15 protein-coding genes are annotated in these 24299 nt (G+C 74.1%); 12 read left to right on the top strand and 3 right to left on the bottom strand.

All coding sequences use genetic code 11. The features are described 5' to 3' along the window. Positions 1 to 159: 159 nt before the first annotated feature. From GGE06_RS20315 to moeZ, 5 genes are all read left to right on the top strand, one after another. Positions 160 to 1824 carry a glycosyltransferase gene (locus GGE06_RS20315; protein WP_184931408.1) on the top strand — a complete coding sequence of 555 codons (1665 nt, stop codon included), beginning with the start codon at positions 160 to 162 and terminating at the stop codon, positions 1822 to 1824. A 13-nt stretch (positions 1825 to 1837) separates the two neighbouring features. After that, positions 1838 to 3292 (top strand): hypothetical protein, encoded by a 1455-nt coding sequence (locus tag GGE06_RS20310; RefSeq protein ID WP_184931407.1) that lies wholly within the window; start codon positions 1838 to 1840, stop codon positions 3290 to 3292. A 178-nt stretch (positions 3293 to 3470) separates the two neighbouring features. Then, positions 3471 to 4442, top strand: coding sequence for an NAD-dependent epimerase/dehydratase family protein (locus tag GGE06_RS20305; protein WP_184931406.1), 972 nt, complete (start codon positions 3471 to 3473; stop codon positions 4440 to 4442). Beyond that, positions 4430 to 5176, top strand: coding sequence for a spherulation-specific family 4 protein (locus GGE06_RS20300; protein ID WP_184931405.1), 747 nt, complete (start codon positions 4430 to 4432; stop codon positions 5174 to 5176). Before GGE06_RS20305 ends, GGE06_RS20300 begins: the two co-directional genes overlap by 13 nt. Positions 5177 to 5239: 63 nt before the next feature. After that, positions 5240 to 6418 carry an adenylyltransferase/sulfurtransferase MoeZ gene (gene moeZ / locus GGE06_RS20295; protein WP_116158978.1) on the top strand — a complete coding sequence of 393 codons (1179 nt, stop codon included), beginning with the start codon at positions 5240 to 5242 and terminating at the stop codon, positions 6416 to 6418. 61 nt (positions 6419 to 6479) lie between these two features. Here the strand turns inward: moeZ and GGE06_RS20290 are convergent, their stop codons facing one another. Together GGE06_RS20290 and GGE06_RS20285 are read right to left on the bottom strand one after the other, a co-directional pair. Then, positions 6480 to 8054, bottom strand: a complete 1575-nt coding sequence (locus GGE06_RS20290; RefSeq protein WP_116158977.1) for an alpha/beta hydrolase — start codon at positions 8052 to 8054, stop codon at positions 6480 to 6482. A gap of 71 nt (positions 8055 to 8125) precedes the next feature. Next, a complete protein-coding gene (locus tag GGE06_RS20285) occupies positions 8126 to 10768 on the bottom strand; it encodes a lysylphosphatidylglycerol synthase domain-containing protein (protein ID WP_221518281.1) in 2643 nt (880 codons plus the stop codon). Positions 10769 to 10927: 159 nt separating this feature from the next. On the opposite strand from GGE06_RS20285, the gene GGE06_RS20280 reads away from it, so the two are divergent. From GGE06_RS20280 to nudC, 6 genes are all read left to right on the top strand, one after another. Further along, positions 10928 to 11320, top strand: a complete 393-nt coding sequence (locus GGE06_RS20280) for an MGMT family protein (RefSeq protein ID WP_116158975.1) — start codon at positions 10928 to 10930, stop codon at positions 11318 to 11320. 176 nt (positions 11321 to 11496) lie between these two features. Further along, positions 11497 to 14826 (top strand): ATP-dependent helicase, encoded by a 3330-nt coding sequence (locus GGE06_RS20275; protein WP_184931404.1) that lies wholly within the window; start codon positions 11497 to 11499, stop codon positions 14824 to 14826. A 77-nt stretch (positions 14827 to 14903) separates the two neighbouring features. Further along, a complete protein-coding gene (locus GGE06_RS20270) occupies positions 14904 to 15722 on the top strand; it encodes a hypothetical protein (protein ID WP_116158973.1) in 819 nt (272 codons plus the stop codon). A 59-nt stretch (positions 15723 to 15781) separates the two neighbouring features. Continuing rightward, the gene (locus tag GGE06_RS20265; protein WP_184931403.1) at positions 15782 to 19207 is read left to right on the top strand and encodes an ATP-dependent helicase; all 3426 of its coding nucleotides are present in this window, start codon (positions 15782 to 15784) and stop codon (positions 19205 to 19207) included. A gap of 10 nt (positions 19208 to 19217) precedes the next feature. Next, positions 19218 to 20636: a dipeptidase gene (locus GGE06_RS20260; protein ID WP_184931402.1), complete on the top strand. Its 1419-nt coding sequence runs from the start codon at positions 19218 to 19220 to the stop codon at positions 20634 to 20636. Positions 20637 to 20671: 35 nt separating this feature from the next. Next, positions 20672 to 21640: an NAD(+) diphosphatase gene (gene nudC / locus GGE06_RS20255; protein ID WP_184931401.1), complete on the top strand. Its 969-nt coding sequence runs from the start codon at positions 20672 to 20674 to the stop codon at positions 21638 to 21640. A 64-nt stretch (positions 21641 to 21704) separates the two neighbouring features. Here nudC and GGE06_RS20250 read toward each other — a convergent pair whose 3' ends face one another. Beyond that, complete coding sequence (locus tag GGE06_RS20250; RefSeq protein ID WP_116158971.1) at positions 21705 to 21959, bottom strand: mycoredoxin; 255 nt, start codon at positions 21957 to 21959, stop codon at positions 21705 to 21707. Between the two features lie 147 nt (positions 21960 to 22106). Here GGE06_RS20250 and GGE06_RS20245 point away from each other — a divergent pair, with 147 nt between their 5' ends. Then, a complete protein-coding gene (locus GGE06_RS20245) occupies positions 22107 to 24287 on the top strand; it encodes an ATP-dependent DNA helicase UvrD2 (RefSeq protein ID WP_181924513.1) in 2181 nt (726 codons plus the stop codon). Positions 24288 to 24299 lie beyond the last annotated feature (12 nt).

The raw sequence follows: 24299 nt of genomic DNA, 5'->3' as shown, positions 1-24299 counted from the left end.
CACCCGGCGTCGGTGTTTCTATTGTACGCTCACCCCCCCCGTGGGGGGGCCCCCCCCCCCCCCCCCCCCCCCCACCACCGGTGTCTCCGCTTACGTTCTTCCCGCTGCGGGTCACCGGGACGACGGTGACCGCCGTCAAGGGAGATCGGGGGTGCGCGCGTGCGGATCGGAATGCTTACGGAGGGTGGCTACCCGTACGCCACCGGTGAGTCCGGACGCTGGTGCGACCGGCTCGTACGCGGGCTCGGACAGCACTCCTTCGACCTCTACGCCCTCGGCCCGGCCGGCACCCCGCTGCCCCTGCCGCCGAACGCCCGCGTCGCCCGCACCGCCGACCTCGGCGGCCCCGACGCGCCGACGCCCGAGCGCACCGGCCTCTGCGAGCCGCGCGTCTCCCGCCGGGCCTACGGACGCCAGGACCGGCGCCGCTTCACCGAGGCCTACCACCGGCTCGTCACCGGACTCTGCGCCGAGGACGCCGAGAGCGTCGAGGACGCCGAGGGCGCCGAAGGCGGCGGGACCTCCTTCGCCGACGGGCTCTACGCCCTCGCCGAACTCGCCCGCGAGCGCGGCGGACTGCCCGGGGCCCTCCGCTCCGACGACGCCGTCCGCGCCCTGGAGGCCGCCTGCCGCGCGCCCGGCGCACGCCGGGGCGCGGCCGCCGCAGGGCTCGCCGACCACCTCGCCTTCGCCGAGCACCTGGAGCGCGCCCTGCGCCCGCTCTCCCTCGACTGGTACGAGGACGACGCGCTCGCCGCCGCCGACCTCTGCCACGCCGCCGGCGGCGGCACCACGGCCCTCCCCGGGCTGCTGGCCAAACGCTTCTTCGGCACCCCGCTGCTCGTGACCGAGTACGGCGTGCCGCTCCGCGCCCACTACCTCTCCACGGCCGGCGCCGACCGCTCCGCCCCCCTGCGCACCCTGCTCGCCGCCCTCCACGGCAGGCTCGCCGGCGAGATCTACCGGCAGGCCGCCCTCCTCACCCCCGGCAACGCCCACGCCCGCCGCTGGCAGGAGAAGTGCGGCGCCGACCGGGCCCGTATCCGCACCGTCCATCCCGGCATGGCCGCCGACCGTTTCGCCGAGGTCGGCGAGGACGAGGAGAGCGGCGACCCCGCCACGCTCGTCTGGGTCGGCCGCGTCGAACCCGCCAAGGACCTCATCGGACTCCTCCACGCCTTCGCGGAGATCCGGGCCCGACAGCCCGACGCCCGGCTGCGGATCGTCGCCGTGCCGGACCGCGACGGCGGCGCCGGCCACCTCACGTACTGCAAGGGGCTCGCCGCCCAGCTCTTCCCCGACGAGGCCACCGGGGCGCACGCCGTCGGCGAGAACCCCGTCACCTTCGAGGAGCTCGGCGGTCCCGAGGCGCCCACGCTCGAGGACACCTACGCCTCCGGCGCGCTCGTCGTCATGTCCAGCCTCGTCGAGGGCTTCCCCGCGAGCCTCGTCGAAGCGATGTTCTGCGCACGGGCCACCGTTTCCACGGACGTCGGCGCCGTCGTCGAGATCGTCGGCGGCACCGGCCTCGTCGTCCCCCCGCGCAACCCCCGGGCGCTCGCCGACGCCTGCCTCGCGCTGCTCCGCGACCCCGAGCGCCGTCACCGGCTCGGCGCCGCCGCCCGCGCCCGCGCGCTCGAACTCTTCACCGTCGAACAGAACCTCGCCGCGTTCCGCGGCATCTACCTCGAACTCCTCTCCCACGCGCCGGTCCGCCACCGCCCCGGGGACGGCGTCCCCTTCGCCCACCCGGCCGAGGCCCATGTGCCGGGCAGCTGGGCGCACAAGGCCGTGACCGCCGGGACGGGAGCCCCCGATGCCTGAAGGAGACACCCCCATGCGCGGCTCCGCCGCCCCGACGAGCCCCGGAGCCTGGGACGCCCGCTCCGAAGCCCTCCTCGGCACCCCCGCCCTCACGGCGGCCGGCACCCTCGACCTGCGCGCCCCCGCCCCCGAGGACCCCGTCGACGCCGCACCCTCCGGGATAGCCCCGACCCCGGGGGCGGCCTGGACCACGCCGGAGGTTCCGGACCCTGATCCGGCGGACCAGGAGGACCTGGACCCGCACCCGGCTCCGGACCACGCCGCCGTGACGGGGTCGGCCGACCCGAAGGACCCTCTCCCGGAACCGGACCGGGCCGACATGCCGCACCTGGCCGGCCCGGCCGACTCCGAACCCCGCACCGGCTCCCGCGCGGACGCCGTCGCGCACCTGCCCGCGCCCGCCCTCACGGACACCGCCCCCGCCCGCCCCCGGAGCCGGCGCGGCCACGCCGACCCCGTCAAAGTGCTCATGCACCGGCACCGGGAGCTCTGCGAGCGGGCCGTCGACCCGTTGGAGATCGCCGCCGGACTCGAAGCGCAGGGGTTCACCGACCGGACCGCCGCCCGCTTCCGGCACCGGGACGTGTTCTCGCTCGCCGAGGAGCTGTACGCGCGCGTGCCGCGCGGACAGGAGAAGCCCGTGCCCGCCGCGGAGCCGGAGCGGGCCCGCGCGCCCTGGGCGCTCGCCGTGCTCGCCCCCGGTGGGGTCGCCGGGCTCGCCGGGCTCGGACTGACCTTCAGCTACGGGCCCGTCCGGACCGCCGTCGGCGTCGCCGGGGCCCTGGCCCTCGGCGGGGCGCTGCTGCTCGCCGTCCGGCAGGGCCCCTTCCGCGCCCCCGACGGAGCGGCCGTGCCCGCCGCCCGGCTCTGGACCCTCTGGCTCCTGGCGTACGCGGTCGGCGGCGACGGACTCCTGGAGCAGGTCCTCAGCGGCGGACCCGACGGGTTCTGGGAGCTCGCCCCCGCGCCCCTCCTGGGCCTCGCCCTCGCCGTCGCGCCCGCCGCCTGGGGCGCCCACCTCTTCGCGAGCCGGGCCCGCCGCCGCATCACCGACAGCCGTGGCCTCGCCGACTTCGCCGCCACCACCCGGCCGCTGCTCCTCGGCACCGTGACCCTCCAGCTCCTCGCCCTCGCCGGCCTGCTCGCCCTCACCGGCTTCAGCTCCGGGGCCCTCGCACTCGGGGCGCTCCTGCTGCTCGCCCGGCTCCTCACCGTCCACGGCCACCCCGAGACGGCCTCCGCCGCCCTCGGTGCCGCCTGTGCCGGCGAGGCCCTCGGCCCCGCGAGCGTCCTCGCCGCCCGGGTCCCCCTCCCCGGCTTCGACGCGCTCGCCGCCCCGGCGCGCGCCCTCGTCGGGGCCTGGGGCCCCGGGGCCGTACCCACCCTCGTCTGCGGCGCCGCCGCGCTCGGCCTCCTGGCCCACGCGACCGGCTCCCTCGCCCGGGCCTCCGCCCACGCCGCCCCGTGAAGAGCCCCCACGAAGCCCCCCATGAAGACCCCCACGCAGCCCCCATGAAGACCCCGCCCACCCGCGGAGCCGACGCCGCGGGCGTGCCCCGTCACCTCTCTCATCACCCCGCAAGGAGACAGAAGACCATGACCCCTCAATCCCAAGGACCGGCCGGTCGGCACGTAGGGGCCGCACGATGAGGGTGCTACTGCTCGGAGCCAACGGCTTCATCGGACGTTTCGTCGCCGACCGGCTGCTCGCCGACCCGGCCGTCCACCTCACCGCGCTCGGCCGGGGCGACGACGCCGACGTGCGCTTCGACCTCGCCTCCGGCAGCCCCGGCGCGCTCACCCGCTTCCTGGACGCCGTCCACCCCGGCGTCGTCGTCAACTGTGCCGGAGCCACCCGCGGCGGCGCCCGCGAGCTGACCCGGCACAACACCGTCGCCGTCGCCACCGTCTGCGAGGCCCTGCGCCGCAGCGGGTGCGGGGCCCGGCTCGTCCAGGTCGGCTGCGCCTCGGAGTACGGGCCGAGTCAGCCCGGCTCCTCCACGGCCGAGGACGCGATCCCGCGCCCCGGCGGCCCGTACGGCGTGTCGAAGCTCGCCGCGACCGAGCTGGTCCTCGGCTCGGGCCTCGACGCCGTCGTCCTGCGGGTCTTCTCGCCCGTCGGTCCCGGCACGCCCGCCGGCTCCCCGCTCGGCCGCCTCGCCGAGGCGATGCGCCGCGCGATGCAGGCCGGGGACGGCGAGCTCAAGCTCAGCGGCCTCGGCGTGCAGCGGGACTTCGTCGACGTACGGGACGTGGCGAGGGCCGTCCACGCGGCCTCGCTCTCCGCCGCGCAGGGCGTCGTCAACATCGGCACCGGCCGCGCGGTCAAGCTCCGGGACGCCGCCGCCGTCCTCGCCCGGGTCGCCGGCTACGCGGGCAACCTGCACGAGCTGGACGGCCCGCACGGCATCCCGCAGCGCCCGATGATCGGCGCCCCCCGCACCGAGGGGACGATCGCCGAGCAGCTGGCCTCCGCCCCGTACCCGTACCCCGACGGCTGCGGGCCCTGGCAGCAGGCCGACGTCCGCACCGCCCGCGACCGGCTCGGCTGGCGGCCCCGGATCAACCTGGAGGAGTCCCTCGCCGACATCTGGATGGAGGCGGCGTGTCGCATCTGACGACGACCACGGCCACCGGGGCCCTGCAGGCGCTCGGCTTCGGCGTCCCCGGCTACGCCCATCCGCTGCTCGCCCCCGTCGAGTGGGCCGAGCTGACCCGCCCCGGGACCCCGCTGCACTGGGCGGTGCTCAACGTGGCGGACGGCCCCGGGAGCCGGCCCGACCCGCACTGCCTGGAGGTCGCCGGGAAGCTGCGGAACGCGGGGGTCAAGGTCCTCGGGCACCTGGACCTGGCGTACGGCGCCCGCCCCTTGGGGGAGCTCGTCTCGGACGCCCACCGCTTCCTCGACTGGTACAAGGTCGGCGGCTTCTACCTGGACCGCGCCCCCGCCGACCGGGCCGACCTGGCCGGGACGCGGCGGCTCACCGCGACCCTGGAGGCCGTGCTCGGCGGCGAGGCCCACCTCGTCCTCGCCCACGGCACCCACCCCCACCCGGGGTACGCCGAGGCCGCCGACCAGCTGGTGACCTTCTCCGGCTCCTGGGTGGACTACCGCTGGTCGCAGGTGGCGGAGTGGACCGCCGAGTACACGGAGGCCAAGTTCGTCCACCTCGTCCACGGCATTCCGCGCACCCACCTGGACGAGGCGCTGCGGATCGCCCGCTGGCAGGGGGCGGGGACGATCTTCTTCACGGACCGTCCCGCGCGTGCGGGACAAAGCGACCATTTCCATACGCTGCCCGGCTACTGGGACGAAATCGTCTCGCGGATCGGACCGGGTGTCTCGGAATGAGAAGGGGCGTGGCAGTGTTACGGGGAGAACAACCGTACTGACATCCCGACCACCGGAGTCCCCGTGTCGCTGCCACCCCTGGTCGAGCCGGCTGCCGAGCTCACCGTAGACGAGGTCCGCAGGTACTCCCGCCACCTGATCATCCCGGACGTCGGGATGGACGGGCAGAAGCGGCTGAAGAACGCCAAGGTGCTGTGTGTCGGCGCCGGCGGCCTCGGCTCCCCGGCCCTGATGTACCTGGCCGCCGCCGGCGTGGGCACGCTCGGCATCGTGGAGTTCGACGAGGTCGACGAGTCGAACCTCCAGCGCCAGATCATCCACAGCCAGGCCGACATCGGCCGCTCCAAGGCCGAGTCCGCGAAGGACTCCGTCCTCGGCATCAACCCGTACGTGAACGTGATCCTTCACGAGGAGCGGCTCGAGGCCGACAACGTGATGGACATCTTCAGCCAGTACGACCTGATCGTCGACGGCACGGACAACTTCGCCACCCGCTACCTGGTGAACGACGCCTGCGTGCTGCTGAACAAGCCGTACGTCTGGGGCTCGATCTACCGCTTCGACGGCCAGGCCTCGGTCTTCTGGTCCGAGTACGGCCCCTGCTACCGCTGCCTCTACCCGGAGCCCCCGCCGCCGGGCATGGTCCCGTCCTGCGCCGAGGGCGGCGTCCTGGGCGTGCTCTGCGCGTCCATCGGCTCCATCCAGGTCACCGAGGCCATCAAGGTCCTGGCCGGCGTGGGCGACCCGCTGGTCGGCCGCCTGATGATCTACGACGCCCTGGAGATGCAGTACCGCCAGGTCAAGGTCCGCAAGGACCCCAACTGCGCGGTCTGCGGCGAGAACCCGACCGTCACCGAGCTCATCGACTACGAGGCCTTCTGCGGCGTCGTGTCCGAGGAGGCCCAGGAGGCGGCGCTCGGCTCCACGATCACTCCCAAGCAGCTCAAGGAGTGGATCGACGCGGACGAGAAGATCGACATCATCGACGTCCGCGAGCCGAACGAGTACGAGATCGTCTCGATCCCCGGCGCGCGCCTGATCCCGAAGAACGAGTTCCTGATGGGCAACGCCCTCCAGGACCTCCCGCAGGACAAGCGGATCGTCCTGCATTGCAAGACGGGTGTCCGCAGTGCGGAAGTCCTCGCGGTGCTCAAGTCCGCGGGCTTCGCGGACGCGGTCCACGTCGGCGGCGGCGTGATCGGCTGGGTCCACCAGATCGAGCCCGAGAAGCCGGTCTACTAGGACGTGCGGAAGGCCCCGGACCGTCGATGCGGTCCGGGGCCTTCCACATGCGCGGGACCGGTCACTTCTTGCAGACCGTGCCCGAGGCCGGGACCTTCCCCTCGAGCAGGTACGCGTCCACCGCCTGCTTCACGCACGCGCTGCCGCTGTTGTACGCGCCGTGGCCCTCGCCCTCGTACGTCAGCTCCACGCCGACGCCCTTCCCGAGCGCGTCCACCATCGACCGGGCGCCCGCGTACGGCGTGGCCGGGTCGCCGGTGTTCCCGACGACCAGGATCGGCGCCGAGCCCGGCGCCGAGACGTCCGGGTGGTCCCACAGTCCCGGCACCGGCCAGTTCGCGCAGCTCGCGAGCGCCCAGCCCATGAAGTCGCCGAAGACGGGGGAGGCCTCGCGGAACTGGGGAAGCCGCTCCTTCGCCTGCCCCAGGGTGTAGCGCTCCTTGTAGTCCACGCAGTTGATGGCCGCGTTCGCCGCCTGGATGTTGCTGTAGGAGCCGTTCTCGCCGCGCCCGTTCATCGAGTCGGACAGGGAGAGCAGCAGCCCTCCGTCGCCGCCGTCGGCCGCGTCGAGCCCCTGCTCCAGATACGGCCAGAACTCCTTCGAGTACAGGGCCTGCGCGATGCCGTTGGTGGCCTGCGTCTGCGTCAGCTGCCGGTCGCCGATCCCGGGGATCGGCTTCTTGTCGAGGGACGCGAGGAGGTCCGTGATCCCCGCCTCGATCTCGGCGACGCTGGTGCCGGGCAGGGTGCACTCATCGCCGCGGTCCACGCAGTCCTGGGCGAAGTTGTCCAGCGCGAGCTGGAAGCCCTTCGCCTGGCCGAGGGCGCCGTCCTCGACGCCCGCCTTCGGGTCGACGACCGCGTCGAAGACGGCCCGGCCCACGTTCTTCGGGAACATGTGGGCGTAGACGCCGCCGAGTTCCGTGCCGTACGAGATGCCGAAGTAGTGCAGCTTCTCGTCGCCGAGGACCTGGCGCATCAGGTCCATGTCCCGGGCCGCGTTCTCCGTGCCGACGTGCGGCAGGGCCGGGCCCGAGTTCTGCTCGCAGCCCGTCGCGTACCGCTTCTGCGCGTCGGACAGCGTCCGCTCCTCGGCGGTGTCGTCGGGCGTGAAGTCCAGGGCGTAGTAGGCGTCGAGCTCCTTGTCGGTGGCGCACTCGACGGGATCGCTGCGGCCGACCCCGCGCGGGTCGAAGGAGACCAGGTCGTAGCGGCTGCGCAGGGTCTCGTAGTCCTTCGCGAAACCGGGCAGGCCGGTGATGCCGGAGCCGCCGGGCCCGCCGAAGTTGAAGACGAGCGAGCCGATGCGCCGGGAGGCGTCACGGGCCTTGGCCCGGATGAGGGCCAGTTCGATGGTCTCGCCATCCGGCGCCGACCAGTCGAGGGGAGCCTGGAGGAAGGAGCACTCCCAGGCGGTGCCCCCGGGCAGCGGGGAGGGCGCGGCCCCGCCGCCCTCGGCGGCGGACGGCGCCGGACACGGCGCCCAGGACAGCTTCTGCGACGTCAGCGCCGAGAGCCCGGAACCGGTCGGTGTCACCGGCTCCGCCGCACCGCTGCCCCCGTCCGAGCAGCCGGCGGCGAGCAGCACGGTGGTGGCGGCGAACAGGGCGGCACGCTGGGCGGCGGAGTTCGGCATAGGCCCATCGTGGTCCGCCGCCCCCGCCCCCGCGCGGGACGGAGGTCCAAGTGGGTGGCGCGCCGGATCCCCTACAGGGCTTCCTGCTTGGTCAGCCAGTTGAAGCAGATCCATCCCGGCAGCACCGGGAGCCACAGCGTCAGCAGGCGGTACAGGAGCACCGCCGGGGTCGCGACCTCGATCGGCAGGCCCACCGCCACCAGGCCGAAGGTGAGCGCGCCCTCGACCGCACCGACACCGCCCGGCGTCGGCGCCGCCGAACCGAGCGCGTTGCCCGCGAGGAAGACGACGGCCACGCTCGCGTAGCTGAGCGTCTGGCCGTCGTGCGCGAAGGCCCGGATGGAGGCGTCCAGGCAGAGCACGAACACGCCGGTGAGGAGCAGCATCCCGCCGATGCCCGTCGCCAGCTTCAGGGGCCGCTGGAGCACGTCCAGCATGCGCGGCACCACACCGGCGAAGAGCGAGCGCAGCCGCGTCGACACGAACTTGCGCATGAACGGGATGGCCGTCACCACCAGGACGAGCACCGCGACCGTCAGGAGTCCGGCGATGACCGTCCTCGACGGGGTGAAGGACTGCGACTTCTCCGTGCCCGTCAGATAGCCGAAGGAGAGCAGGAGCAGGATGTGCGCCCCGAGCTGGAAGAGCTGCGAGGCGCCGACGCTCGCGACCGCGAGCCCCGGGCGTACGCCCGTGCGCTGGAGGAAGCGGGTGTTGAGCGCGACGCCGCCGACCGCCGCGGGGGCGACGATCTTCACGAAGGAGCCGGCGACCTGCGCCGCCACCGTCCGCCAGAACCCGACCCGCTCGGGCACGAAGCCGAGCAGGGCCATCGCCGCCGCCACGTAGCTGAGCGCCGAGAACAGCACGGCGGCCGACACCCAGCGCCAGTCCGCCTCGCTGACCGTCGACAGCGGCGTACGGGCGATCTGCGAGAGCAGGAAGTACGCGGCGACCGCGCCCGCGATCATGCTGACCAGGGTCCGCGGCTTGATCCGCTCCAGACGGACCGGCTCCACCGGGGCCTGCGGGCGGATCAGCAGCACCTGCTGCCGGATCTGCGCGAGCAGGTCCTCCTCGCGGGCCTCGTCCAGGGCGGTGTCCAGGGCCCGCTTCTCGGCCTTCTTGTCCGCCTTCTTCTCGGCCTTCGTCTCCGCCCGTACGGCCTTCCTGTCCGCCGCCGCCTCGGCCTTCGCGAGCTCCCGCTCGTGCTTGGCCGCCTCCGAGGCCGCGAGCACGGCCTCGCGCTCCCGCGCGGACCGCTCCCGCGCCAGCTTCCGCAGCGTCGCGCGCGTGGAGCGGCTCAGGGCGATCGGCTGGAGCAGCGGCAGACAGTCGGCGACGCTGTCCGGGCCGAGCACCTCGACGGCCGCGGTGACCGCCCGCTCCGCCCCCACCCGCAGACCGAGGGTGGTGAGCAGCTGGGCGATGTCCATCCGCAGGATCAGGTCGCCGGCCGCGATCTCGCCGCCCCGCAGATCGGTGAGGATCACCCTGCCGGAACGATCCACCAGAATCGCGTCCCCGGTGAGCCGGCGGTGCGCGATCCGGCGCGACTGCAGCGCCCGGACCTGCCGCCAGGCGCTGTGGACCAGCTCGTCGGTGATCTCGGCGTCGTCGAGCGAGTCCAGGCTGCGGCCGCCGATGTGCTCGTACACGAGCATCACGGCGTCCGGGCCGAGCTCCGAGGTGGCGATCAGCTTCGGCGCGTTCGCCCCGGCGGCGATCGCCGCGTACGCGAGGAGCGCCTCCTGCTCCAGGGCCTGGCGCAGCGAGACGATCGAGCGGCGGGTGGTGATCGTCCGCAGCGAGATCCGTCGCCAGGCGCGGTAGAAGAAGCCGTGTGCCTGCTGCTCGCGGTCGACGACGGTGACGTCGAGCGGCGGCCCGTCCTCCAGGGTCACGATGTACCGGCGGCCCCGGTCGCCGCTGTCGGCGGCGTCGGGCACGCCCTCGGCGCGCAGCGCGGTCACCGGCCGGAAGCCGACCCGGCGCAGTCCGGCGAGGAGGGTCTGCCCGGTGGGCCGGACGTTCGGCGAGCCGACCGCGTACAGCGTGCCGTACGCCACGGTCCAGCCGATCAGGACGGTGAGGATGATCGAGAGGGCGGTGGTGTAGCCGGCCACCAGCATCGTGAACGCGTCGAGCAGCAGCACCACCCAGAGCGACACCCGCCAGCGGGGTCTGCGGGCCATGCCGACGGCGGTCATGTACGCGATGACCGGCGCGAGGTAGTTGTGCACCGGGTCCGTGAGCCCGCCGCCGGACTGCGGCTGGGTCAGCGCGTCCTGGATCGTGCCGGGCGCGGCCTGGGCGACCCAGAGGTCGGTGGCGAGGGTGACGCCGTGCGCCAGGACGGCGGCGAGGACGCCGTCGGCGATCCGCAGCCCGTCCCTTTTGATCAGCCGCTCGATGGCGAAGGCGACCGGCACGAGCAGGACGGCGATGGACGAGACGAGACCGGCGATCTTGACGAACACGTCCGGCGTGCCGGTCGCGCCCTTGTTGATGTCCTGCTCGAGACCCGAGGTCGTGGCGTGGGCGAAGGCGGCGACGGCGATGACGAGCCCGATCGCGAGCAGACCGACGAGGAGCCGCATCAGGTCGGAGGGCCGGTGGACGCGGGCGGCGAGCAGCGGCTCGTCACCGGAGACCCGCTCGGGCACGTCGGGCTGAGCCCCGCCAGGAGGCTGCGTGTCCTGCCCCATCACCATGTCCGTCTCTGCCTGTGCGTCTTGTCGATCACGTTCTTGTACGTCTTGTTCTTGTACTTGTCGCTCTTGATCTCGTATCACCAGTCACCGCCCGGACGATGGTGGCACGAAGAGCCGCCGCGCGGAGGCATCAGGGCCATGTCGGTGGGGTGAGGCAGGATGGTGCGGATGAGCATGGAGGAGCCCGTGGGGGAGACCGGAGAACTGCCCGAGTACGCGGAGCGGGTGCTCGACGTCGCCGACGCGATCCCTCCCGGCCGCGTGATGACCTACGGCGACGTCGCCGAGTGGATCGGCGAGGGCGGACCCCGCCAGGTGGGCCGCGTCATGGCCCTGTACGGCGGGGCGGCGCCGTGGTGGCGGGTGGTCCGCGCCGACGGCACGCTGCTGCCCGGGCACGAGCTGCGCGCCCTCGACCACTACCGCGAGGAGGGCACCCCGCTGCGCGCGGCGGGCCCGTCGGCCGAGGGGCACGTGCCGAGGATCGACATGCGGCGGGCGCGCTGGGACGGCGGCGCGGACTCCGGCGGGGGTGCCGGAACTCACACCTGAGGGCCCCGCCCCGGTCGGCCCGGCCAGGGCGGGCCCGTGGGGGTGGACGCGGTACGGAGTACGGCTCGTCGGCGGCCCGCTTCGCGTAACGTCGGCGTTCGCGTCTCCCGAGGCGGCGGCCACGGCACACGGCCGCCTCACCCGCACCACCACACCCACCAGGACCGGCGATCCACGTGAGCTCCTCCTCCACCACCCGGCGTACGCCGCCGCACCAGGGACAGCCGTACCCGGGTCCGGGACGGCAGCGGACCCCGGGCGCGTACCGACTGGTGCGCACCACGCCGGCCCCGCTGGATCCCCCTCAGCTGGACGCAGTCCAGCGGCACGTGGTTGACCACACCGGCGGACCTCTCCTCGTCCTCGCCGGACCCGGCACCGGCAAGACGACCACGCTGGTCGAGGCGGTCGCCGCCCGCATGGAGAACGGCGCCGACCCCGAGCGCCTCCTCGTCCTCACCTTCAGCCGCAAGGCCGCCGTCGAGCTCCGCGACCGCATGGCCGCCCGGCTCGGCGGCCGCCGCCCGCCGCAGGCGACGACCTTCCACTCGTACTGCTACGCCCTGATCCGCGCCCACCAGGACGCCGAGCTCTTCGCCGAACCCCTCCGGCTGCTCTCCGGACCCGAGCAGGACCTCGCCGTCCGCGAGCTGCTCGCCGGCCAGATCGACCTGGAGAAGGCGGGCCTCGGCCGGGTCCGCTGGCCCGACGAACTCCGCGCCTGCCTCACCACCCGCGGCTTCGCCGACGAGGTACGGGCCGTCCTCGCGCGCTCCCGCGAGCTGGGCCTCGGGCCGGACGCCCTCGCCCGCTTCGCGGACCGCGTCGGCCGCCCGGACTGGAAGGCGGCGGCCGGCTTCCTCGCCGAGTACCTCGACGTCCTCGACCTCCAGGGCGTCCTCGACTACGCCGAGCTCGTCCACCGGGCCGTACCGATCGCCCGGGACTCCCGCCTGCCCGCGTACGACGCGATCTACGTCGACGAGTACCAGGACACCGACCCCGCGCAGGTCCGGCTCCTGCACGCGCTCGCCGGCGGCGGCCGGTCCACGGTCGTCGCCTTCGGCGACCCCGACCAGTCCATCTACGCCTTCCGCGGCGCCGACGTGAACGGCATCCTCGACTTCCCGTCCGCGTTCGGCGGCGCGACCGTCCAGGTCCTCCGTACCTCCCGCCGCTCGGGTGCGGAGCTCCTCGGGGCGACCCGGCAGCTCGCCCAGCGGATGCCGATGCCCCGGCTCCCCGCCGACAAGGTCCGCGCCCACCGCGAACTCGCTCCGACCCGGGGCGGGGGCCGGGCGGAGGCGTACACGTACCCCACGGCCTCGGCGGAGGCCGAGAACATCGCCGACCTGCTGCGGCGCGCGCACCTGGAGGACGGCGTCCCCTGGCAGGACATGGCCGTCCTCACCCGCGCCGCCGCCTCCCTCCCCTCCCTCCGCCGCGCCCTCACCTCGGCAGGCGTCCCGGTGGAGACGGACGCGGCGGACACCCCTCTGCGCCACGAACCGGCGGTGACGCCGCTGCTTCTGGCGCTGAGGGCGGTGGCGGGCGTTGCGGGAACACCCGACAGCGGCGCCGCACCGTCGGCCCCTCCTTCCGATCCCGCGCCTGCGCCGGACGGCGAGCCCGTCTGGCTCCCCGTGGAGACGGCGCTCGAACTGCTCGCCTCCCCCCTCGCAGGCGTGGACCCCGCCGACCTCCGGAGGCTCGGCCGCGCCCTGCGCGACGAGGAGCGAGCCGCGGGCAACAAGGTCCCGCCCCCCTCCGACGTCCTGCTCGCCCGGGCACTGGCGCAGCCGGAGCGCCTGGTCGCCCACGACCCCGCGTACAGCAGGGGCGCCCACCGCCTCGGCCAGCTCCTCCAGGAGACCCGCGCGCTGCTCGACGCCGGCGGCACCGCCGAGGAGGCCCTCTGGGTGCTCTGGCAGGGCACCCCCTGGCCCGGCCGCCTGGAGCGCGCCGCCCTCCGCGGCGGCCCCGCCGGGCGCAACGCCGACCGTGACCTCGACGCCGTCTGCGCCCTCTTCGAGACCGCCGCCCGCGCCGAGGAGCGCGTCGGCGGCCGGGGCGTCCTCAACTTCCTGGAGGAGCTCGACGCCCAGGACATCGCCGCCGACACCCTCACCCGCCGACACACCCGCCCGGACGCGGTCCGCCTGATGACGGCCCACCGCTCCAAGGGCCTGGAGTGGAGCTTCGTCGTCGTCGCCGGCGTGCAGGAGGGCCTCTGGCCGGACCTCCGCCGCCGGGGCTCCCTCCTGGAGGCGGACCGCATCGGGCGCGACGGCCTGGCCGAGCCGCTCAGCCCCGGCGCCCTCCTCGCCGAGGAGCGCCGGCTGTTCTACGTCGCCGCCACGCGCGCGCGTGACCGGCTCGTCGTCACGGCGGTGAAGGCCGCCGCCGAGGACGGGGACCAGCCGTCCCGCTTCCTGACCGAGCTCGGCGCCGAGCCGAAGGACGTCCCGGGCCGCCCGCGCCGCCCGCTCGCCGTCTCCGCCCTGGTCGCCGAGCTCCGCGCCACCACCGTCGACCCGGAGGCCTCGCCGGAGCTCCGCGAGGCGGCCGCCGACCGGCTCGCCCGGCTCGCCGCGCTGACCGACGAGGACGGCCAGCCGCTGGTCCCGGCCGCGCACCCGGACCGCTGGTGGGGCCTGTTCGACCCGACGCACAGCGCGACGCCGCTGCGCGACCGCGAGCGGCCGGTGGCGCTGTCGCCGAGCGCGCTGGAGAACCTGGTCTCCACCTGCTCGCTCCAGTGGTTCCTGGGCCGTGAGGTCAAGGCGTCGGCCCCGGCCACCGCCGCCCAGGGCTTCGGGAACGTCGTCCACGTCCTCGCCGACGAGGTCGCCTCCGGGCGCACCCCGGCCGACCTCGACGTCCTGATGGCCCGGCTGGACTCCGTGTGGGACGCGCTCGCCTTCGACGCGCCCTGGAAGTCGGCGCAGGAGAAGCAGCACGCGCGCGTGGCCCTGGAACGCTTCCTGAGCTGGCACGTCATGGACCGCGGCGGCCGTACTCCCGCCGCATCCGAGCACGGCTTCGACGTGACCCTGGAGGCCGGGGAGTACGAGGTCCGCATCCGCGGCTCCATGGACCGCGTCGAGACCGACGAGCACGGGCGCGCGTACGTCGTCGACTTCAAGACCGGCAAGTCGGCCCCCACCAAGGACGAGGTCGCCCACCACCCGCAGCTCGCCGTCTACCAGCTCGCGGTGCGGGAGGGTGCCCTCGACGAGGTCTTCGGCGGCGAACGCCCGGAGCCGGGCGGCGCCGAACTCGTGCAGCTGCGGCAGGCCGCCCCGAAGAAGGAGGGCGGCGACGCCCTGCCGAAGGTCCAGGCGCAGGAGCCCCTGGCCGGGGAGTGGGTCGGCGAGCTGCTCGCCAACGCGGCGGGCCGGGTCCTCGACGAGCGGTTCACCCCGACCACCGGCCAGCACTGCACGACCTGCGCCTTCCGGGCCTCGTGCAGCGCCCAGCCGGAGGGCCGCCAGGTCGTCGACTGAGCGACCGGCCCGGTCGCGGGCACGCGCGCGCGGGGCGACCCTGGTGGACAGGGGTCCGGGAACGCGAGGAGGCCCGCATGGCGTCCCACCGAAAGCTCCGCGCGGCGGCGGTCGTCTGCGCCGCCCTCGTCGTCACGGGGCCCGCACCGGTCGCGGCCTGGGCGGTGGCGGACGGTCCGCCGCCCGCCGCCGTCCCCGCCGCACCCTCCCCCTCCTCGACCCCGGATCCGTTCAAGGGCCTCACCCCCGACGAGATCGCCGAGCGGGCCGTGACCGCCACCCAGTCCGCGACGTCCCTGCGCATGACCGGCCGGGTCGCCAGCGGGGGACAGCCGATCGGCATCGACTTCGCCGTCAACGACAGCGGCGAGTGCACCGGCCTCATCAAGATCAAGGACGGCACCGCCGAACTGCGCCGGGTCGACCACGTCACGTACATGAAGGGCGACGAGGCCTTCTGGCGGGCCTCCATGGCCTCCCAGGGCATGTCGGAGCCGCAGATCACGGTCACCCTCGAACTGATCAAGGGCCGCTGGCTGAAGATCGCGCCGGGGCAGGCGGGCAGCGAGGACCTCGGCAGCGTCTGCGACCTGAAGTCGCTCCTCTCCGACATCGGCAAGAACAAGGAGGAGCGCAGCGGGCTGACCCGCGGGCCGGACGGCAAGGTCGACGGGACCCCCGTCGCGACCCTGGTGAAGAAGAAGCCCGGCGGCGAGACGGCCACGGTCTCCGTCTCCGAACAGGGCAAGCCGTACATCCTCAAGATGGTCAAGAAGGGCGGGGACGAGCCCGGCTCGGTGGTGTTCTCCGACTACGACAAGCCGGTCGACGTGAAGGCCCCGCCGGCCGACGAGACGGTGGACCTCTCCAAGCTCGACCAGGGCACCCCCGCGTAGAAGTACAGGTCACAGCCGTGCGGGGCCGGATTGTCGGACGGCCCCGCTAGCCTCTTCCAGTGACCGCGCGCATCACCGACCCCGAGCAGCTCAAGGAGCTCCTCGGCATCCCGTTCACCCCGGAGCAGACGGCCTGCATCACCGCGCCGCTCGCCCCGCAGGTCGTCGTGGCCGGAGCCGGCTCCGGCAAGACGACGGTGATGGCCGCCCGGGTGGTCTGGCTGGTCGGCACGGGCCAGGTCGCCCCCGAGCAGGTCCTCGGCCTCACCTTCACCAACAAGGCGGCCGGCGAGCTCGCCGAGCGCGTCCGCACCGCCCTCGTCCGCGCGGGCGTCACCGATCCCGACGTCATCGACCCAGACAACCCCCCGGGCGAGCCCCGCATCTCCACGTACCACGCCTTCGCCGGGCAGCTCCTCACCGACCACGGTCTCCGCATCGGCCTGGAGCCCACCTCCCGTCTCCTCGCGGACGCCACCCGCTACCAGCTCGCCGCGCGCGTGCTCCGCGAGGCCCCCGGCCCGTACCCCGCGCTCACCCGGTCCTTCCCCACCCTCATCACCGACCTGCTCGCCCTCGACGCCGAGCTCGCCGAGCACCTCGTGCCGCCCGAGCGGCTCCGGGCGTACGACTCCGAGCTCCTCACCGCCCTCGCCGGCGCCAGGCTCAGCAACGCCGAGCTGCGCAAGATCCCCGAGGCCTCCGCCGCCCGCCGCGAACTCCTCGACCTCGTCGTCCGCTACCGCGCCGCCAAGCGCTCCCGCGACCTGCTCGACTTCGGCGACCAGATCGCCCGCTCCGCCGAGCTCGCCACCACCCGGCCCGAGGTCGGCGCGATCCTGCGCGAGGAGTTCCGCGTCGTCCTCCTCGACGAGTACCAGGACACCTCCGTCGCCCAGCGGCTCCTGCTCTCCGGACTCTTCGGCCAGGGGCCCACCGGCCGCAGCACGGGACACGCCGTGACCGCCGTCGGCGACCCCTGCCAGGCCATCTACGGCTGGCGCGGCGCCTCCGTCGCGAACCTCGACGACTTCCCCGAGCACTTCCCGCACGCCGACGGCAGCCCCGCGAGCCGCTACTCCCTCTCCGAGAACCGGCGCAGCGGCGGCCGCCTCCTCGACCTCGCCAACGGGCTCGCCGCCCCCCTGCGCGCCATGCACGCGGGCGTGGAGGCACTGCGCCCCGCCCCGGGCGCCGAGGCCGACGGCAGCGTCCGCATCGCCCTCCTCCCCACCCACGCGGAGGAGATCGACTGGCTCGCCGACTCCCTCGCCCACCTCGTACGGACCGGCCGCGAGCCCGGCGAGATCGCCGTCCTGTGCCGCACCGCCACCGACTTCCCCGCCATCCACGCGGCCCTCGTCGCCCGCGACGTCCCCGTCGAGGTCGTCGGCCTCTCCGGCCTCCTCCACCTCCCCGAGATCGCCGACCTCGTCGCCGTCTGCGAGGTCCTCCAGGACCCGGGGGCCAACGCCGCCCTGGTCCGCCTCCTCACCGGCCCCCGCTGGCGCATCGGCGCCCGCGACCTCGCCCTCCTCGGCCGCCGCGCCCGCCTCCTGGTCCACCGGGGCGGCGAGGAGACGGACCCCGAGCAGCGGCTCGCCGCCGCCGTCGAGGGCGTCGACCCGGCCGAGGTCGTCTCCCTCGCCGACGCGCTCGACACCTTCCTCGACTCCGGCGGCACCGACGACGGCCTCGCCTTCTCCGCCGAGGCCCGGGTCCGCTTCGCGCGCCTCGCCACCGAGCTGCGCGCCCTGCGCACCTCCCTCGCCGACCCCCTCATGGACGTGCTGCACCGCGTCCTCGCCGCCACCGGCCTGGAGGTCGAGCTCTCCGCCTCCCCGCACGCGCTCGCGGCCCGCCGCCGCGAGACCCTCGGCCAGTTCCTCGACATCGCCGCCGGCTTCGCCTCCCTCGACGGCGAGGCCAGCCTCCTCGCCTTCCTCGGCTTCCTGCGCACGGCCGTCCAGTTCGAGAAGGGCCTCGACACCGCCCTGCCGGGCGGCGAGAACACCGTGAAGGTCCTCACCGCCCACAAGTCCAAGGGCCTCGAATGGGACGTCGTCGCCGTCCCCGGCCTCGTCACCGGCCAGTTCCCGAGCGCCCGCGCGCGCGAGTCGTGGACCTCGCAGCCCCAGGTCCTCCCGCACGCCCTGCGCGGCGACGCGGCCACCCTGCCGGGCATCGACACCTGGGACGCCAAGTCCCTCACGGCCTTCAAGAACGAGATGCGGGACCACCAGCACACCGAGGAACTCCGCCTCGGCTACGTCACCTTCACCCGCCCCCGCTCCCTCCTCCTCGGCTCCGCCCACTGGTGGGGCCCCGCCCAGAAGAAGCCCCGGGGCCCCTCGGACTTCCTCCACGCGCTGTACGACCACTGCACGGCCGGCCACGGCGAGATCGAGCACTGGGCGGAAGAACCGGAACCGGACACGGAGAACCCGTCCCTGACGGAGCAGAACAAGGACCAGGCCTGGCCGCTGCCCCTGGACGAGGAGTCGTTCAGGCGGCGCAGGGAAGCGGCGGAGGCGGTCAGCCGCCGGTTGTGGGCATACGTTCCGCAGGGCGAGGGGGGTCCCCCCTGCTCGAGCGAAGCCGAGAGCTCGGGGGAGGATGGGCACCACCCCACCAGCACGGCGCCCGACCTCCAGGACCCTGACCCCGAGGACCTCTGGCCAGAGGAAGAGGAACCCGTCTGGGACGAGGAGACCCTCCCCGAAGACACCCACGCGGACGCGATCCCCGCCCCGCGCCACGAGGCGCCGTCGCTCACCCCCGAGGACACGAGAACCATCGCCTCCTGGGACAGGGACCTCACCGCCCTCACCACGGAGCTCCGCCGCGCCCGCGCGACCACCCGTGACGTCCTCCTCCCCGCGTACCTCTCCGCCTCCCAGGTCCTGCGCCTCGCCGCCGATCCCGACGGCTTCGCCCAGGAGCTGGCCCGGCCCATGCCGAAGCCGCCGCAGCCCGCGGCCCGTCGGGGCACCCGCTTCCACGCGTGGGTGGAGTCCCGTTTCGAGGAGCTCCCGCTGCCGTTCCTCGGCCCGGAGGACCTCCCCGGCGGCGAGGACTTCGCGGGCGAGCCGGAGATCCTCGACGAGCGGGACCTCGACGAGCTCAAGGAGGCCTTCGCCCGCACCCCGTACGCCCACCGCACCCCGTACCGCGTCGAGGTCCCCGTGCACCTCTCCCTCGCGGGCCGGGTCGTGCGGGGCAGGATCGACGCCGTCTACCGGGACCCGGAGTCCGGCGCGTACGAGATCGTCGACTGGAAGACCAGCCGGGACCGCTCCGCGGATCCGCTCCAGCTCGCGATCTACCGGCTGGCGTGGGCCGAGCAGCACGGCCTCGCGCCGGAGGAGGTGGCCGCGGCGTTCGTGTACGTCCGAACGGGTGAGGTGGCCCGTCCCGCCCGCCTGCCGGGCCGCGCGGAGCTGGAGGCCGTCCTGCTGGGCGGGGCACCCCCGGACGCCGGATAGGCTCGTGGGCATGAGCGAGACCCCGGACAGCGCCGTCCGCACCGTACGCACGTACGTCGAGCAGCACCGTGACGCCTTCCTCGGCGACCTTGCCGAGTGGCTGCGGATCCCCTCCGTGTCGGCCCGGCCGGACCGCGCCGGGGACGTACGGCGCAGCGCCGAGTGGCTCGCCGCCAAGCTGACGGAGACCGGCTTCACCACGGTCGAGGTCTGGGAGACCGACGGCGCCCCCGCCGTCTTCGCCGAGTGGCCGTCCGGCGACCCGGACGCCCCGACCGTCCTCGTCTACGGCCACCACGACGTGCAGCCCGCCGCCCGTGAGGACGGCTGGCACACGGACCCGTTCGAGCCGACGGTGGTCGACGGCCGGATGTACGCGCGGGGGGCCGCCGACGACAAGGGCCAGGTGTTCTTCCACACCCTCGGTGTCCGCGCCCACCTCGCCGCCACCGGCCGCACCGCGCCCGCCGTCAACCTCAAGCTGATCGTCGAGGGCGAGGAGGAGTCGGGCTCCCCGCACTTCCGGGAGCTCGTCGAGGCGCACGCGGACCGTCTCGCCGCCGACGCCGTGATCGTCTCCGACACCGGCATGTGGTCCGAGACCACCCCGACCGTCTGCACCGGCATGCGCGGGGTCGCCGACTGCGAGATCGAGTTGTACGGCCCCGACCAGGACATCCACTCCGGCTCCTTCGGCGGCGCCGTGCCGAACCCGGCCACCGTCGCGGGCCGGATCGTCGCCGCCCTCCACGACGAGCGCGAGCACGTGGCGATCCCCGGCTTCTACGACGGCGTGACGGAACTCACCGACGCCGAGCGGGCCCTCGTCGCCGAGCTGCCCTTCGACGAGGAGGCCTGGCTGCGGACGGCCAAGTCCCACGGCACCTTCGGCGAGGCCGGTTTCACGACCCTGGAGCGGGTCTGGGCCCGGCCCACCGCCGAGGTCAACGGCATCGGCGGCGGCTACCAGGGCCCCGGCGGCAAGACGATCGTCCCCGCCTCCGCCCAGCTCAAGCTGTCGTTCCGGCTCGTCGCGGGCCAGGACCCGGCGAAGATCGAACTCGCGGTACGGGACTGGCTCGCCGGACTCGTCCCCGCCGGCATCCGGTACGAGATCGTCTTCGGCGCCCCGACCCGCCCCTGCCTCACCCCCCTCGACCACCCCGCCCTCAACGCGGTGGCCGGGGCCATGAGCCGGGCCTTCGACGGAGCCAAGGTCCGCTACACCCGCGAGGGCGGCTCCGGACCGGCCGCCGACCTCCAGGACGTCCTGGAGGCGCCCGTCCTGTTCCTCGGCATCTCCGTCCCGTCCGACGGCTGGCACGCCCCCAACGAGAAGATCGAGCTGGATCTCCTCATGAAGGGCGTCGAGACGACCGCGTACCTGTGGGGCGACCTGCCCGCCGCCCTCCACACCGCCGCGCGCTGAACCCACACACCGATCCGGGGGAGTTGGAAGCACCTGTGAGCACCTTGAAGAACGCGTCGAGCAGTCCCGAGCAGGCGCCGGCGGACCGCCCGATCTCGCTCACCGCCCCGAGCGGAATCGACCGCGCCGCCCACCACCGCCTCGACGAGGCGTGGCTGGCGGCGGCCTGGAGCCACCCGACGACCCGGGTCTTCGTGGTCTCGGGCGGTCAGGTGCTGATCGACGACGGCCCCGACGGCACGACCGAACTGGTCATGACGCCGGCCTTCGAGGCCCCGGTCACCGAGACCCACCGCTACTTCCTGGGCACGGACGCCGACGGCGTCTCGTACTTCGCGCTCCAGAAGGACTCCCTGCCCGGCCGCATGGACCAGTCCGCGCGCCCGGCCGGGCTGCGCGAAGCGGGTCTGCTCCTCTCCGACCGGGACGCGGGCCTCATGGTCCACGCCGTCGCCCTGGAGAACTGGCAGCGCCTCCACCGCTTCTGCTCGCGCTGCGGCGAGCGCACGGTCGTCGCGGCCGCCGGCCACGTCCGCCGCTGCCAGGCCTGCGGCGCCGAGCACTACCCGCGCACCGACCCCGCGGTGATCATGCTGGTCACCGACGACCAGGACCGGGCGCTGCTGGGCCGTCAGGTGCACTGGCCGGAGGGCCGCTTCTCGACCCTCGCCGGCTTCGTGGAGCCGGGCGAGTCCATCGAGGCGTCGGTGGCCCGCGAGGTCTTCGAGGAGGCCGGTGTCACGGTCGGCGAGGTCCAGTACATCGCCAGCCAGCCCTGGCCGTTCCCGTCCAGCCTGATGCTGGGCTTCTTCGCCCAGGCCACGTCCTCGGAGATAAACGTGGACGGCGAGGAGATCCACGAGGCCCGCTGGTTCTCCCGCGAGGACCTGGCCGCCGCCTTCGAGTCGGGCGAGGTGCTGCCCCCGTACGGCATCTCGATCGCCTCCCGCCTGATCGAGCGCTGGTACGGCAAGCCGCTCCCGAAGCCGGGCGACGTGATCTGAGCGGCCCCGCCGCGTGACGAAGCCCCCGGCCGTCGGGCCGGGGGCTTCGTCGTGGAGCCGGGCGTCAGACCGCCAGCGCCTGCTTGACCTGGGCGAGCGACGGGTTGGTCATGACCGACTCGCTGCCCTGGGGGGAGACGACCAGGACGGTCGGGACCGTCTGGTTGCCGCCGTTGGCCTTCTCGACGAACGCCGCCGAGTCGGGGTCCTGCTCGATGTTGATCTCCGTGTACGCGATGCCCTCGCGGTCCATCTGGCTCTTCAGCCGACGGCAGTAGCCGCACCACGTGGTGCTGTACATCGTCACAGTGCCCTGCATGGCCAGGCGCTCCTCTTGTTCGCGGACAGGTGCCGAGAAGGAGAACGTACGCCCTTCCGGCGCCATTCCCGGAATTCGTATGACCGGCGGCACGTGCCTGTGGACGAGCCTCGACGGCGAGCTCGCCCGACCTGGCAGCATTGGGGGGTGACAGCAGCAACGCACTCCACTCTCTTCCCGCAGGTCCCGGAGACGGCCGACGCGGTGCTCGACGGGCTCGACCCCGAGCAGCGCGAGGTCGCCCTTGCCCTGAACGGACCGGTGTGCGTCCTCGCGGGAGCCGGTACGGGCAAGACCCGGGCCATCACCCACCGCATCGCGTACGGAGTGCGGGCGGGCATCCTCCAGCCCGCCAGTGTGCTGGCCGTCACGTTCACCAACCGCGCCGCGGGCGAGATGCGCGGCCGGCTCCGGCAGCTCGGCGCGGGCGGCGTCCAGGCCCGCACCTTCCACTCCGCGGCCCTCCGGCAGCTCCAGTTCTTCTGGCCGAAAGCAGTCGGTGGCGAGCTGCCCCGGCTCCTGGAGCGGAAGGTCCAGCTGGTCGCCGACGCCGCGGCCCGCTGCCGGATCCGGCTCGACCGGAACGAGCTCAGGGACGTCACCGGCGAGATCGAGTGGGCCAAGGTCACCCAGACCGTCCCCGCCGACTACCCGGCCGCCGTCGCCAAGTCCGTCCGGGAGGCCCCGCGCGACCCGGCCGAGATCGGCCAGATCTATGCCATGTACGAGCAGCTGAAGCGCGACCGCTCGGTGATCGACTTCGAGGACGTGCTGCTGCTCACCGTCGGCATCCTCCAGGACCGGCACGACATCGCCGACCAGATCCGCCGCCAGTACCAGCACTTCGTCGTCGACGAGTACCAGGACGTCTCCCCGCTCCAGCAGCGGCTGCTCGACCTGTGGCTCGGCGACCGGGACAACCTCTGCGTCGTCGGCGACGCCAGCCAGACGATCTACTCCTTCACCGGCGCCACCCCCGACCACCTGCTGAACTTCCGCACCCGGCACCCGGGCGCCACGGTCGTCAAGCTGGTCCGCGACTACCGCTCCACCCCGCAGGTCGTCCACCTGGCGAACGGGCTGCTCAGCCAGGCCCACGGCCGGGCCGCCGAGCACCGCCTGGAGCTGATCTCGCAGCGCGACCCGGGCCCCGAGCCGGTCTACACGGAGTACGCCGACGAGCCCGCCGAGGCCGAGGGCACCGCCCGCCGCATCCGCGACCTCATCGCCGCCGGAGTCCCGGCCGGCGAGATCGCCGTCCTCTACCGGATCAACGCCCAGTCCGAGGTCTACGAGCAGGCCCTCGCCGACGCCGGGGTGCCCTACCAGCTCCGCGGCGCCGAGCGCTTCTTCGAGCGCCAGGAGGTGCGGGAGGCGGGCATCGCCCTGCGCGGCGCCGCCCGCGCCGGGGCCAACGACTCGCTCCTCGACGACGCCGAGGACCTGCCCGCGCAGGTCAGGGCCGTCCTCTCCACCAAGGGCTGGACGACCCGCCCGCCCGCCGGCTCCGGCGCCGTCCGCGACCGCTGGGAGTCCCTCGCCGCCCTCGTCCGGCTCGCCGAGGACTTCGCCCGCGCCAAGCCCGAGGCCACCCTCTCCGACCTGGTCGCCGAGCTCGACGAGCGGGCCGCCGCCCAGCACGCCCCGACCGTCCAGGGCGTCACCCTCGCCTCGCTGCACGCGGCCAAGGGCCTCGAATGGGACGCCGTCTTCCTGGTCGGCCTCACCGAGGGCATGATGCCGATCACGTACGCCAAGACCGACGAGCAGGTCGAGGAGGAGCGCCGCCTGCTGTACGTGGGCGTCACCCGGTCCCGGGTCCACCTCACGCTCTCCTGGGCGCTCTCCCGCTCCCCGGGCGGCCGCGCCAACCGGCGCCCCAGCCGCTTCCTCAAAGGGCTGCGGCCGGGTTCCGGCTCCCTCGGCGCCGTCGGCTCCGGCGGCGCCTCCGGCTCCGTCGAGCGGGGGAGCGGTCCGCGTAGGCGGGGGCTCCGCGGCCCCGCCCGGTGCCGGGTCTGCGGCACCACCCTCACCGAGGCGGGCGCGATGAAGCTGATGCGCTGCGAGGACTGCCCCTCGGACATGGACGAGGGCCTGTACGAGCGGCTCAGGGACTGGCGGTCGGAACAGGCCAGGGAGCTCGGCCAGCCGGCCTATTGCGTGTTCACCGACAAGACGCTCATGGCGATCGCCGAGCGCGTCCCCGCGACCGACGGAGAGCTCGCTTCGATCTCCGGCGTCGGCGTCCGCAAGCTCGACCGCTTCGGAGCCGAGGTCCTGGCCATCTGCGCAGGTGAGGAGGGTGGGACGGACGAGGACGAGGTCTGAGGAAAACTCGTC

Origin of the sequence: Streptomyces nymphaeiformis (assembly GCF_014203895.1) — a bacterium.
GTDB lineage: Bacteria > Actinomycetota > Actinomycetes > Streptomycetales > Streptomycetaceae > Streptomyces > Streptomyces nymphaeiformis.
The sequence above is the reverse complement of the archived record's forward strand: the minus strand, read 5'-3'. Positions and strand labels throughout refer to the sequence as shown.